14 protein-coding genes are annotated in these 13,424 nt (G+C 47.7%); all 14 read right to left on the bottom strand.

Annotated elements, in window-relative coordinates:
- Window positions 1-149: 149 nt before the first annotated feature.
- Window positions 150-461, bottom strand: a complete 312-nt coding sequence (gene fliE, locus NSS95_RS05970; protein ID WP_017551517.1) for a flagellar hook-basal body complex protein FliE — start codon at window positions 459-461, stop codon at window positions 150-152.
- A gap of 36 nt (window positions 462-497) precedes the next feature.
- Window positions 498-947, bottom strand: coding sequence for a flagellar basal body rod protein FlgC (flgC, locus tag NSS95_RS05965; RefSeq protein WP_013859084.1), 450 nt, complete (start codon window positions 945-947; stop codon window positions 498-500).
- A 1-nt stretch (window position 948) separates the two neighbouring features.
- A complete protein-coding gene (gene flgB / locus NSS95_RS05960; RefSeq protein WP_014095457.1) occupies window positions 949-1,338 on the bottom strand; it encodes a flagellar basal body rod protein FlgB in 390 nt (129 codons plus the stop codon).
- A 389-nt stretch (window positions 1,339-1,727) separates the two neighbouring features.
- Window positions 1,728-2,507 carry a GTP-sensing pleiotropic transcriptional regulator CodY gene (gene codY / locus NSS95_RS05955; RefSeq protein ID WP_014095458.1) on the bottom strand — a complete coding sequence of 260 codons (780 nt, stop codon included), beginning with the start codon at window positions 2,505-2,507 and terminating at the stop codon, window positions 1,728-1,730.
- Between the two features lie 114 nt (window positions 2,508-2,621).
- Window positions 2,622-4,040, bottom strand: a complete 1,419-nt coding sequence (gene hslU, locus NSS95_RS05950) for an HslU--HslV peptidase ATPase subunit (protein ID WP_014095459.1) — start codon at window positions 4,038-4,040, stop codon at window positions 2,622-2,624.
- A gap of 47 nt (window positions 4,041-4,087) precedes the next feature.
- The gene (hslV, locus tag NSS95_RS05945; RefSeq protein ID WP_014095460.1) at window positions 4,088-4,630 is read right to left on the bottom strand and encodes an ATP-dependent protease subunit HslV; all 543 of its coding nucleotides are present in this window, start codon (window positions 4,628-4,630) and stop codon (window positions 4,088-4,090) included.
- Between the two features lie 42 nt (window positions 4,631-4,672).
- Window positions 4,673-5,575, bottom strand: coding sequence for a tyrosine recombinase XerC (gene xerC, locus NSS95_RS05940; RefSeq protein ID WP_014095461.1), 903 nt, complete (start codon window positions 5,573-5,575; stop codon window positions 4,673-4,675).
- A 361-nt stretch (window positions 5,576-5,936) separates the two neighbouring features.
- Complete coding sequence (locus tag NSS95_RS05935) at window positions 5,937-6,149, bottom strand: hypothetical protein (protein ID WP_014095463.1); 213 nt, start codon at window positions 6,147-6,149, stop codon at window positions 5,937-5,939.
- Window positions 6,149-8,224 (bottom strand): type I DNA topoisomerase, encoded by a 2,076-nt coding sequence (gene topA / locus NSS95_RS05930; RefSeq protein WP_017551515.1) that lies wholly within the window; start codon window positions 8,222-8,224, stop codon window positions 6,149-6,151. Before topA ends, NSS95_RS05935 begins: the two co-directional genes overlap by 1 nt.
- Window positions 8,225-8,494: 270 nt before the next feature.
- Window positions 8,495-9,373 (bottom strand): DNA-processing protein DprA, encoded by an 879-nt coding sequence (gene dprA / locus NSS95_RS05925; RefSeq protein WP_014095466.1) that lies wholly within the window; start codon window positions 9,371-9,373, stop codon window positions 8,495-8,497.
- 145 nt (window positions 9,374-9,518) lie between these two features.
- Window positions 9,519-10,421, bottom strand: coding sequence for a succinate--CoA ligase subunit alpha (sucD, locus tag NSS95_RS05920; protein WP_014095467.1), 903 nt, complete (start codon window positions 10,419-10,421; stop codon window positions 9,519-9,521).
- Between the two features lie 65 nt (window positions 10,422-10,486).
- Window positions 10,487-11,647 (bottom strand): ADP-forming succinate--CoA ligase subunit beta, encoded by a 1,161-nt coding sequence (gene sucC, locus NSS95_RS05915; protein WP_014095468.1) that lies wholly within the window; start codon window positions 11,645-11,647, stop codon window positions 10,487-10,489.
- Between the two features lie 213 nt (window positions 11,648-11,860).
- Window positions 11,861-12,151 carry an EscU/YscU/HrcU family type III secretion system export apparatus switch protein gene (locus NSS95_RS05910; protein WP_014095469.1) on the bottom strand — a complete coding sequence of 97 codons (291 nt, stop codon included), beginning with the start codon at window positions 12,149-12,151 and terminating at the stop codon, window positions 11,861-11,863.
- Window positions 12,148-13,392, bottom strand: a complete 1,245-nt coding sequence (locus NSS95_RS05905; RefSeq protein ID WP_014095470.1) for a hypothetical protein — start codon at window positions 13,390-13,392, stop codon at window positions 12,148-12,150. The genes NSS95_RS05910 and NSS95_RS05905 overlap by 4 nt, the downstream gene beginning before the upstream one ends.
- Window positions 13,393-13,424 lie beyond the last annotated feature (32 nt).

Genomic DNA, 13,424 nt, shown 5'->3' with positions numbered 1-13,424 from the left:
TTATCCCCCGGGATAAAAAATTCACGGTGTTTCATCAATAGAACAGTCGGACAGCAAACGTTCCGGCATCCTTTTCGCCTTTAGGGCAGACGGAAAGGATCCGGGCGTTACGGCCGGGAAGCGGCTTTTATGTACGCCGGATCAGAACGTTACACTTGCATCTGCATCATTTCTTTATAGCCTTCGACTGCTTTATTTCGGACTTCGAGCGCCGTCTGCATTGAAAGGTTTGCTTTTTGTACGGCGACCATTACCTGGTACAGGTCCACATTTTCGCCGTTCGATAGTTTTGTAATCAAGGTGTCGGAATGGTTCTGCTGTTTGTTCAGTTCATTGACAGACTGCTTCAGCAGGTCCGAAAATGAAACGGAGCCGTTAGCGGACGAAGCGGCGCCTGCTGATTTTGGCGACAGCCCGCTCAAACTTGCGAACGGCGTCTGACTGATTGATTGAACAGACACATCATTCCCCTCCTTTCATATGCGGAATTTTCTCTGTTATTGGCCGAGTTCGAGCGTCTTCATCAGCATCGCTTTGGAAGCATTCAGCGCCGTGACATTGGCTTCATACGAGCGGGTGGCGCTGATCATACCGGTCATTTCCGTTAAAAGATCCACATTTGGTTTTGTCACATATCCGTTTGCATCCGCATCAGGATCATCCGGATTGTATTCTTTTTTAAAATCGCTGTTATCTTCGACAATGCCGGCCACCTGGACGCCGGACCCAGCACCCTGCATTCCGAGTTTCGAACGAAATATGGAGGCAAAAGAACCGCCTCCTGCAGCAAGTACCACTTCTTTCCGGCGGTATGGCTGCCATTTCCCATTTACATACGTATCTCTTGTTGTATCAGCGTTCGCAATATTGGAAGAGATGACATCCATCCGCAGGCGCTGTGCCGATAAGGCTTCAGAAGAAATGTTCATTCCGGTGAACATGGACATCTTACTGTCCTCCTCTCACAACATTTAATAAGGATGAGAGCTTTCCCTTTTCGAGCTCAATCAGTGACTCGTAATAAATCTGGTTGCTGGCAAGGTTCGCCATTTCGGTATCGATGTCAACACTGTTGCCATTGCTGTTGTAAGTGGTGCCGGATTCCGTCACGATTTCTGAACTTGAATCCCCGGCAGAAAAACGGAAGTGCCGGGGGTCGGTCCGGGTCGCTGAAATGGCATTGACCGAATCCTCCAGCACATTTTTAAAACTGACATCCTGCGCCTTATAATTCGGTGTATCCGCATTGGCAATATTGTTTGAAATCACTTTCTGTCGGAGCGAAGCATACTGCAATGCATGCTCAAGCGACCGCAACGTATTGGAAGAGAGACTCATCAATGGACACCTCATTACATAAACTTGACATTTTTTTCTTTTATACGACAAATTGTTTGCTATTTTTTATTTTAATTATTTCATAACGGGCTGTAAATGAACATATTCTTAAATCACAAAAAAATTTTTTTGATAGTAGGACTTTTGGATTAATCCCTTACTCCCACACCGCGAAAAAGATGCCGAAAAATTTTTCAAGCACCTTAATACACCTAGGATTACAAAAATTTACAATTACTAGGAAACACTATTGGAAGGTCGGATTTCCTTAAATTTTATCAGTATCTATATATTGGTATTTATGTGTTTTTATGGTAAATTAAATACCAATAAAAAAAAGGATACGAATCGTATCCTTTTTTGGCGCAAATTGCCGTAAAGCTTATCCGTTAGTTAGAACGGACTTTTTCCAGTTCAACGAGGAATTTGTTATTCAATACTTTAATATAGGTCCCTTTCATGCCAAGGGAACGGGATTCAATGACCCCTGCGCTCTCCAGTTTACGCAGCGCATTCACGATGACAGAGCGGGTAATGCCAACGCGGTCCGCAATTTTGGACGCGACAAGCAGGCCTTCCTTCCCGTTTAATTCTTCAAAAATATGCTCAATGGCTTCCAGCTCGCTGTAGGACAAAGAACTGATGGCCATTTGCACGACCGCTTTGCTGCGCGCTTCTTCTTCAATTTCTTCTGTTTTTTCGCGGAGGATTTCCATGCCGACAACCGTCGCACTGTATTCTGCCAAAACAAGATCTTCGTCATCGAATTCCCGCTCAAGACGAGCCAGAATCAACGTACCGATTCTTTCCCCGCCGCCGACGATCGGAACAATCGTTGTCAGGCCTTTTTCAAACAGGTCTTTGTTTTCAATCGGAAATGCCGTGTACTCACTTTCAATCGTCAAATTGGATGAGGTTTCCGTAATGTTAAACAGGCTGTTCGTGTATTCTTCCGGAAACTGGCGGTCTTCAAACATTTGTTTCATCCGCTCGTTTTCAATTTTCTGGTTGATGGCGAGACCGAGTAATTTCCCGCGGCGGCTGACGATGTAAATATTGGCCTCAATCACATCGCTCAGCGTTTCCGCCATTTCTTTAAAATTCACCGGACGTCCGGCTGCTTTTTGCAACATCGAATTAATTTTCCTTGTTTTATCTAACAAACTCATTTCCATTCCTCCTAGATTGATTCGGTATTTGAACTGCATTGAATTGCCGGGACCTGCCGCAAAAGAGAGAAAGCCTTCATTACACGTCTACCCTTATCCGATTTTTCAAAACGGTTATAAAATATACTGGCTTAAATCTTTGTTCTGTGAAATCGCACCGAGCTTTTCGTCCACATACTGCGGGGTGATGGACACTTTTTCCAAATGGATGTCCGGTGCTTCGAAAGACAGATCTTCAAGCAGTTTTTCCATGATGGTATGAAGTCTTCTCGCCCCGATATTATCGGTATTTTGGTTCACTTCAAAAGCAATTTCAGCAATTCTGGTAATAGCTTCGTCAGAAAATTCTATTTGTATACCTTCTGTTTCCAATAATGCAATATATTGTTTTACCAGGGCATTATCCGGCTCGACAAGAATTTTGACAAAATCGCTGACGGTCAGTTTCTCAAGCTCCACTCTGATCGGGAATCGTCCCTGCAGTTCGGGGATCAGATCGGACGGTTTTGCCATATGAAAAGCGCCGGCAGCAATAAACAAAATATAATCCGTTTTAATGGAGCCGTATTTTGTGACAACCGTCGATCCTTCGACAATCGGCAGAATATCCCGCTGGACGCCTTCCCTCGATACGTCCGCTTGGGACCCGTTCCCGTTTTTGGAGGCAATTTTGTCAATTTCGTCAATGAAGATAATGCCGGTTTGTTCTGCCCGGAAAATGGCTTCCTGGGTCACTTCGTCCATGTCGATCAGTTTCTGTGCCTCATCCTGTGCAAGCACTTTTCTTGCTTCCCTGACCGGCAATTTCCGCCGTTTTGTTTTTTTCGGTAGCAGATTGCCAAGCGCGTCCTGCACACTCATGCCCATTTGTTCCATGCCGGAACCCTGGAACAAATCAAACATGGACGAAGCCTGCTCTTCCACTTCCACGGTAACCGGTTCATCTTCCAGTTCACCGTTTAAGAGCTTTTCCCGTATACGCTGTTTCTGTTCCCTTTTGGAGTATTCTTCCTCCTCTTCATCCGGTGCCGTGTCCTGCTGCCCGCCGCCGCCAAAAATCATTTCAAACGGGTTTTTGAAATTCCCTTGCTTCTTCCGCGACGGGACAAGCAAATCGACGAGGCGTTCATTTGCATTTTTCTCCGCCTGATCGCGCACGCCGTTCATTTTTTCCTCTTTTACAAGCCGGACAGCCGTCTCGACAAGGTCGCGTACCATCGACTCCACATCCCGGCCGACATATCCGACTTCCGTAAACTTCGTGGCTTCTACTTTGACGAACGGGGCACCGACAAGCCGTGCCATTCTTCTTGCGATTTCCGTCTTTCCGACACCGGTCGGCCCGATCATCAAAATGTTTTTCGGAATAATTTCTTCCCGCATTTTTTCAGACAGTAGGCTTCTTCTGTAACGGTTCCTGAGCGCCACGGCAACAGCCCGCTTTGCTTCTTTCTGGCCGACAATATACTGGTCCAGGCGCTCAACAATCTGCCTTGGTGTCAAACTGTTTGTTTTTCTAAACGTGTTGGCCAATCCGCTCACTCCTTTATGGAAATATACCGGTACGGGAACCTTTCCGCTTATAGTTCTTCCACGATAATGTTTGAATTTGTAAATACACAAATTTCAGATGCGATTTCAAGGGAAGCCCGCGCAATTTCTTTTGCGGTGAAGTTCTCTGCCGCATGCCGTTTCAGTGCACGGCCGGCAGCGAGCGCGTAATTGCCGCCCGAGCCGATAGCGAGGATGCCGTCATCCGGTTCAATGACTTCCCCCGTTCCCGAGACAAGCAGCAAATTGTTTTCATCCATGACAATCAGCATCGCTTCGAGCTTTCGGAGCACTTTATCGCTTCTCCACATTTTGGCCAGTTCCACTGCTGCCCGCGTCAGGTTGCCGTTATATTCCTGCAGTTTTCCTTCAAACATTTCGGAAAGCGTAAAAGCATCCGCAACCGAGCCGGCAAAACCGGCCAGCACTTTTCCGTTAAACAGCCGGCGGACTTTTTTGGCCGTATTTTTCATCACGACAGAGTTTCCGAGCGTCACCTGCCCATCCCCAGCCATTGCACTTTTTCCGTTATGGCGGATGGCAAATATTGTGGTTGCGTGAAAATCACCCATATCAGCACCTCCTATGTAATCAAAGCGAACCGCCTTGCATTGCTATGCTCTCGGGTGGTAAGCCATATAAGTTTGCCGCAAATGCTCCTTGGTTACATGTGTGTAGACTTGCGTGGAAGACAAGCTTTCATGCCCAAGAAGGTCCTGTACTGTGCGCAAATCAGCCCCATGGTTCAGCAAATGGGTTGCAAATGTATGCCGCAACATGTGTGGATGAATTTTTCCGGTCAGTGCCGCTTTTTTGATCATTTCATTTAAAATATAGCGGACACCTTTATCGGTCAATGCGCCGCCGCGTGCATTTACAAATAAATAGGGATGGTCTTCTTTACCGCGCATCAACGTTTTCCGTGCATGCGCCATATAATCCGAAACGGCTTCCCCTGCAAAATGGCCGAACAGCACGATCCGTTCTTTTTTTCCTTTCCCTTTTACATGGATCGTCTCGAATTCAAAATCAATATCCTGCAACCGAATATTGACGCATTCGCTCACGCGGATGCCGGTCGCATACAGGATTTCGAGCAAAGCACGGTTGCGCCGGGACAGTGCATCATCGCCTTCACATGCCGCAAACAGTTGCTCCATTTCTTCCTCATAAAAAAATTTGGGCAGGCGCTTATGTTGTTTCGGCTGTGATAAAAGTGCAAAGGGATTTTCTTTGACGATTCTCTCCCGCATCAGGAATTTGAAAAAACTGCGAATGCTGGATATTTTCCGTGCTACCGTGGCGCGGCTGTATCCGTGTTCATGCAACATTGTCAAATACAGTCTCCCTGCCGGATACCCCACCTCGTCCAGCGAGGCAATCCCCTGTGCGGTTAAAAACGCAAAAAAATCCTCCAGGTCCAGGCGATAAAATTTGATTGTGTATGCGGAATAGTTTTTCTCCACTTGCATGTATTCCATAAAAGAAAGCAAATAGCCGGACAGTTCGCCGTTCATCTGTTTAACACCTCACATGTGCGGGGAAACGGGCCTGCTTTACGCCACTCTTCACGTTGATAGACAACAATAGGCTTTCCGGGGTTATTGCCATTTTTTTCAGCCGGTAAAACGGCCCGGACAAACCCGCCAGCCGGGCTTTTTGCGCCGGTCCGGGTATCCGTAAGCCCCGGCTTGCGCCAACCGAAACCCCGTCTCCCGCCGGCTCATATGCTTCGAAGCCAAGGGACGGCATTCGGAAATCCGGTTAAATCATAACACATTTCCGGATCGGATTGCAACGAATGTTACATATTTTTCATAAATTTTCGAATTGTCCTTTTGACTGGCGCTTCCTGCCGTGAAAAGCCGGGAATGCCGTTTATTGAAAAGCTTTTGGCCGCTGCCCGCCAACGATTCGGGAATTCTGTCGTTTTTTGTCGCAACTGTCCTTTAAGCATTTTACAACAGCTGCTCCAAGAAGTAAAAGAATAAGATGCATTTTCTCGTAAAAATGTAAATATTCATTTTGATCAACCGGAACTTTGCCGCCCGCTCCACGCAAGGCCGCCAAAGTTCCGGCAAGGTCGATCATTACTTCACCGACTGCTCTTTATAGTCACAGTGCACACATTGGATCTGCGTCCCTTTTTTCAGCTTTTTTTCAACGAGCATGTCGCCGCACTTCGGGCACTTCCTGCCAACCGGCTTATCCCAAGAGACAAAATCACATTCCGGATAACGGTCGCACCCGTAAAAAATGCGGTTTTTCTTTGTTTTCCGCTCAATGATTTCACCTTTACCACATTTCGGGCAAGTGACGCCGATTTTTTTGACGATTGGCTTCGTATTGCGGCAATCAGGAAAATTGCTGCAAGCCATAAACTTGCCATAACGCCCCATTTTATACACCATCGGACTTCCGCACAGCTCGCACATTTCCCCGGTTTCTTCATCTTTGATCTCGATTTTTTCCATTTCGGTTTCCGCTTTTTTCAGGCGGGCTTCAAAATTTTGATAAAACGCATCAATGATTTGGACCCATGGCACTTTTCCTTCTTCAATTTCGTCCAGGTCTTTTTCCATATCAGCGGTGAATTCGACATCTATGATTTCCGGGAAAAATTCCCGAATCAATTCGAGCACGATTTCGCCGAGCTCTGTCGGGACAAACCGCTTATTCTCAAGCGCCACATAGCCGCGCTTTTGGATTGTATCCAATGTCGGCGCATAGGTGGACGGCCGCCCAATTCCAAGTTCTTCCAGCGTTTTGACAAGCCGGGCTTCGGTATAGCGTGGCGGCGGCTGGGTGAAATGCTGTTTCGGTTCGATCGACTCAGATTGGACAACATCCCCTTCTTCGAGATGCGGCAAATAACGTTCGCCTTCTTCCTGCTGGTCGTCGGAACCTTCCACATACACTTTCATAAAACCCGGAAACTGGATTTTTGACCCGGACGCCCGGAACAAAACCGTGCCGTTTGCCAGCGTGGCACTCATCGTATCCAGTATTGCAGGGGCCATCTGGCTGGCCATAAAGCGTTCCCAAATCAATTTGTACAGCTTATACTGGTCTCTGCTTAGAAAGGACTTGACCGAACCCGGATCCCGGAAAATGCTTGTTGGCCGGATCCCTTCGTGTGCATCCTGGGCATTTGCCTGTTTTTTCTCTTTTCTTTCTTCCTGGCGCAAATAGTTTTCCCCGAATTTTTCCCGAATATATTGATTGGCTTCTGTTTTTGCGACTTCCGAAATCCGGGTCGAGTCTGTTCTCATATACGTGATCAGCCCGACAGTCCCTTCTTTTCCAAGGTCGATGCCTTCATACAGCTGCTGGGCCACCATCATTGTTTTCTTTGCCCTGAAGTTCAGCTTCCGGGCGGCTTCCTGTTGCAAGGAAGAAGTCGTAAACGGCGGCGCCGGATTCCGTTTCTTCTCTTTGTGCGTGACGGAAGAAACCTGGAACTTGTCGCTTTTCAGCATGCCGGTAATTTTTTTCACATCCGCTTCTGACTTCAGCTGTATTTTTTTTCCGTCCACACCGTAAAAAGATGCCTGGAACGTGTCTTTCCCTTTTTTAAAGGACCCGGCAATCGTCCAGTACTCTTCCGGCACAAACGATTTAATTTCATTTTCCCGGTCGATGATAAGGCGGACGGCAACGGACTGTACCCTGCCCGCACTCAAACCTTTTTTCACTTTCTTCCATAAAAGCGGGCTAATGTTATAACCGACGAGACGATCCAAAATCCGTCTTGCCTGCTGGGCATCGACAAGGTCCATATTGATCGGGCGCGGATGTTTAAATGATTCTTTAATCGCGTCCTTTGTAATTTCATTAAACACGACGCGGCAGTCCGAATGCACATCCAGATTCAAGCTGTTGGCGAGATGCCAGGCAATTGCTTCCCCTTCGCGGTCAGGGTCGGCGGCAAGATAGACTTTTTTTGCTTTTTTGGCCGCGTTTTTCAAATCTTTTAAGACCGGCCCCTTGCCCCTGATTGTAATGTACTTCGGCTTAAAATGGTCGTCCACATCCACCCCCATTTGGCTTTTCGGCAAGTCGCGCACATGCCCCATGGAAGCTTTCACTCTATATTTTTTTCCCAAATATTTTTCAATCGTTTTCGCTTTTGCAGGTGATTCTACAATCACTAAGTAGTCTGACATTCAAAAATCCTCCCTGGAGAGCTTACACCCTCTCTTTGCAGCAACTTTGCTTTCATTTTTCAAACAAAATCATTTGTAATTATGGGCATGGATGCCCGCATTTGTCAATTGTAACAGCACGAATGATGAAAAATCAACATCGCAAGCGGTTTCATTTTGAAAATTTTATCTTTTCTTTCTCTATTTTATAACCATTTTATCCAAAAATCATGCGTTTTTTCACAAAATCGGAAAATCACTGCCCATTTATGAATTTTCTCTAACTATTTTTTACCTTGTCGGAAGCAGTTCTTCCAAAATGTCTCCGCTGCATGTTACCAATTTTGCGCCCTGCTGGATAAGATGGTTTGTTCCTTTCGACAGGCTGTCCAGCACGTTTCCCGGCACGCTGAAAACTTCCCGGCCTTCCTGGAGGGCGTAATCTGCCGTGATCAGGGAGCCGCTCCGTTTTTCCGCCTGAAGCACGAGCACACCTTCAGAAATGCCGCTGATGATCCGGTTGCGTTCCGGAAAACGCCATTTTTCCGGGCGCGTAAACGGCGGATATTCCGACAGCAGTAAATGGCCCTGTTTTATTTTTTCCGCCATTTGTATATTTTCCCGCGGATAAATATGAAAAAACCCACTTCCGAGCACCGCAATCGTCTTCCCCCCGTATTTCATGGCGGCACGGTGGGCAATCGAATCCGCCCCTCTCGCCAGCCCGCTGACAATGGCAAACTGTTTTTCGATCAGGGGTGGCAGCAAATGATCGGCGACTTTTTCTGCATAGGAACCGGCCTTTCTTGACCCGACAACGGCCAGCGCACGGTTTTTCAGCAATGATACATTTCCGATTGAATAGAGTACGGCAGGAGGCTGGTACGTTTCTTTCAGAAGCGGCGGATATTCCGGTTCAAAACGGGCTGTCATTCGGATCTGTTTTTTCTGGTAGAGGGTTAAATAGGGTTTGATGTCAAGATGGAGAAGATCTTCATAAAAGCGTTCAAATGTTTCCTTTTGCATATGAAGCATGGCGCGCAGTGTTTCAGGGGGAATCCGGCAGATTTTTTCAAGCAGCGGATCAAATTCGAGGATTTTCATTTTTTGCACGCGGGAAATTCCCCTGCAATGATCCAAATGAATGTATTTGATTTTTAATGGTTCCATTGTTTGCCTCGCTTTCAAACCGTATTTCATTGAAAAAGAAAAACATTTAGGACCCGGCTGCACGCTTAAAAATGGCAGCCGGATCCAGGCAGTTTTACCGGACTGTCCCGGAAAATGCGGGTTCCGGGACGGCCGGTGCCGCCGCTTAAAGGTTTTTACATTTCTCGTAAAGGCCTCTTTCCTTCAGTACACGAACGAGCGTTTCCCCAATGACAGCCGGCGTTTCGGCTACTTGGATGCCGCATTCGTTCATCGTGCGGATCTTTTCCGCTGCGGTTCCTTTGCCGCCTGAAATGATGGCGCCGGCGTGGCCCATCCGTTTTCCAGGAGGCGCGGTGACACCGCCGATAAATCCGACAACCGGTTTCTTCATGTTTGCCTGCACCCATTTGGCGGCTTCTTCTTCCGCCGTCCCGCCGATTTCACCGATCATAATGACCGCTTCCGTTTCCGGATCATTGTTAAATTCTTTTAATACATCAATAAAATTGGTGCCGTTCACAGGGTCGCCGCCGATGCCGATCGCCCCTGTCTGACCGATGCCGGCGCGCGTCAGCTGATGGACGGCTTCATAAGTCAGCGTACCGGAACGGGAAACAACGCCGACATGGCCTTTTTTATGAATATAACCCGGCATAATGCCGATTTTGCATTCGTCTGGCGTGATGATGCCCGGGCAGTTCGGCCCGATCAGGCGCGTTTTCTTTCCTTCCATATAACGTTTCACTTTGACCATATCCAATACCGGGATATGCTCCGTAATACAGATGACAAGATCGAGTTCTGCATCGACCGCTTCCATAATCGCATCTGCCGCAAACGGAGCCGGCACATAGATAACTGAAACGGTTGCGCCCGTTTTTTCAACGGCTTCTTTCACCGTATTAAAGACCGGCACGCCTTCTACTTCAGTCCCGCCTTTGCCAGGGCTTGTGCCGCCGACAATTTTCGTCCCGTATTCCAAGCATTGTTTTGTATGGAAAAGCGCCGTTTTCCCGGTAATCCCCTGGACAATGACTTTCGTGTCTTTATTTACATAAATGCTCACTTTTTTCCCCTGCCTTCTTCATTCAAGAATATTTGTTCGCATTTGGTCTGAATGAACAGCTGCTGTCAGCTGACCAGTTCGACAATTTTTTGCGCGCCGTCTGCCATCGATTCAGCGGCAACAATTTTCAGCCCAGATTCGTTTAAAATTTTCTTCCCAAGTTCCACATTGGTCCCTTCAAGACGGACAACGAGCGGGATGTCGAGTCCGACTTGTTTTGTGGCTGCAACGACGCCGGAAGCAATGACATCGCACTTCATAATGCCGCCGAAAATGTTGACAAAAATGCCTTTGACTTTTTCATCCGATAAAATGATTTTAAACGCTTCCGTTACTTTTTCTTCCGTTGCGCCACCCCCGACATCAAGGAAGTTGGCCGGATCGCCGCCGTAATATTTAATAATGTCCATTGTCGCCATCGCAAGGCCGGCGCCGTTTACCATGCAGCCGATATTGCCGTCAAGGGCGACATAGCTCAAATCGTATTTCGACGCTTCAATTTCTTTCGGATCTTCTTCTTCGAGATCGCGGTACGCCAGAACATCCTGCTGGCGGAACAAGCCGTTCGAATCAAAATTCAATTTGGCATCGAGCGCCATTACTTTTCCGTCGCCGGTTACAACAAGCGGATTGATTTCCGCGATCGAGCAGTCTTTTTCCACAAATACTTGATAAAGGCCTGTCATAAATTTAACGGCCTGATTTACAAGTTTAGCAGGAATATTGATGTTGAACGCAATGCGGCGCGCCTGGAATGGCAAGAGCCCGACTGCCGGGTCAATGGTTTCTTTAAAAATCTTTTCCGGTGTTTTCGCCGCCACTTCTTCAATTTCCGTGCCGCCTTCTTCAGAAGCCATCAGCACAACCCGGCTTGTGGCACGGTCCAAAACAAGGCCGACATAGTATTCTTTTTGAATGTCGCACCCTTCTTCGATCAAGAGGCGCTTCACTTCTTTTCCTTCAGGGCCTGTCTGATGCGTCACAAGCGTTTTGCCAAGCAGTTCCTGTGCGTATGTACGAACCTCATCCAAATTTTTTGCCACTTTGACGCCGCCTGCTTTTCCGCGGCCGCCGGCATGAATTTGCGCTTTTACCACACATACTTGTGTACCGAGCGATTTCGCTGCTTCCACCGCTTCATCCACGGTGAAGGCCACTTTCCCGTTCGGCACAGCGACCCCGTATTTTCTCAGGATCTCTTTGCCCTGATACTCGTGAATATTCATGTTCCATCCTCCTATCAAACTGTTCAAAAAATTAACTGCGCTTTCATTTTAATAAACATCGGAAAAGATGTCTACCATAATGAACTAAAATGGCTATTATTATTCAAAAATATTTTTTTCGGTATAAAATGGACGTGATTTTACTGGTCGTTGGCCTATTGTCACCGCAGCCTTTATGCAAATGGGTGCCCAGGCTTAATGGTCAGCTTTCGTTCATTTTTTATCCTTGTTTTTTAGCGACTGGTCGAGGCGGTAAATCATGGCAAACACCTCGGCCACAGCTGCATACAGTTCTTCCGGGATCGCTTCGTTGATGTCAAGCCGGCCGAGCAGTGCGGCAAGATCCGGGTCCTGCTGGATCGGAACATTCGCTTTTTTTGCTTCTTCAATAATCCGCCTGGCCACATCCCCTTTACCTTTTGCCTTCACGACAGGGGCGGAATGCGCATCCGGGCTGTACTGGAGCGCGACCGCTTCTTTTATGTCCTTTTGTGGATCCTTCATATCCTAAGATCAACCCCTTTCCCGGAAACCTCCGGCCGGCTGAGCGTGGCACGCACAGCATCCGGCTGGAATTCCCCGAACCGAACGTCAGACAATGTGTAACCGGTTTTGGAAAGGCCTTCCTTTAAAGCCGGCAAAAAAGGCTTCACGGCTTCCTGAAGACCCTTTTTCAAACTGGAAATGCGGATGGAAACGATCCGGTTTTGCACATTCATCTCGACCAATGTTTCTTTCATAAACTGAAGATTCAAGTAAAAAATGATTTTACAATAATTACTGTCTATTTTTCCGCCATTTTTCCGCCTGCCTGACCATTGTACAACGGCATTCGTTTGAAAGTGCGCGAATGAAAGCGGAATTTCCATCCAAATGTGCTGCACTACCCCGCCGGGAAGCGCGAGCAGCTGCTGGCCGTTCAGTTTCTGTACGATTTCGTCTGCTGCATCCCGGGCAGCTTTTGTTCCCCCGCCTTTTTGCAGCAAATCAACAAGCAGCGCTTTTAAAGGCAGCCCGTCCTTGTCCGCGGCTTTGTCCTCATGCAAAAGCCCCGCCTCATAAAAAAGTCCCATTTTTTGAATCTTCTCTTTGATTTGCCGGCGTAACGCCTCTCCTGTCACCTGCTCGCTGCCTGTCCCAAGCTCCCCGATAAGTGCAAGCAATTGCCTCGTTTCCGGCGTCTGTTCCCCCTGCTTGAGCGCCTGCTGCAACCGGTTTAAAAGCTGATCCGCCGGTATGTTTTGACCTGCGGCAAGGAGCGAAGTGAACACGCCCTCTGACACAGGAAAGCCTTCTTGGAGCATAAAGGCAGCCGTTTCCAGCCCGTTTGCCAGATCCGGTACATGCTTCAGCCATGCGCCGATCGCAGCAATGTCATTTTTCGTAAACGGAATTTCCTGTTCAGCCAAGTACGAAACAAGGGACTGGAACGTTTTTCCTGGCGGCAGTTGCATTTGCGGGAGCAAAGCTTTCCCGGCCATGCCGTTTGCATCGGCTTCCGAAAGCATTTTCAACTGCACTTCACCGTCGGCCAAAACCGTTTGAAACCAGTAGTTTTTTCCGGCTTCAAGCGGCACTTCGAGTTTCGCGGCAAATGTACGCCCGCCTGCCTGGACAAGTGCGGTGTCATTTGGAAACAGTTTTTGGATGGCACCGGAAAAAATCTGCCCCGTTTGAAATGCAAACGTGCGGATATTTGAGCCGGCATCAATAGAAAATGGCTGTTTGCCTAAAAAAATTTGCATGCTATTCCCCCGCCCTGTTTCTTTCTTCTTGC

It is taken from the genome of Weizmannia sp. FSL K6-3076, assembly GCF_038007245.1.
Lineage (GTDB): Bacteria > Bacillota > Bacilli > Bacillales > Bacillaceae_C > Weizmannia > Weizmannia faecalis.
The sequence above is the reverse complement of the archived record's forward strand: the minus strand, read 5'-3'. Positions and strand labels throughout refer to the sequence as shown.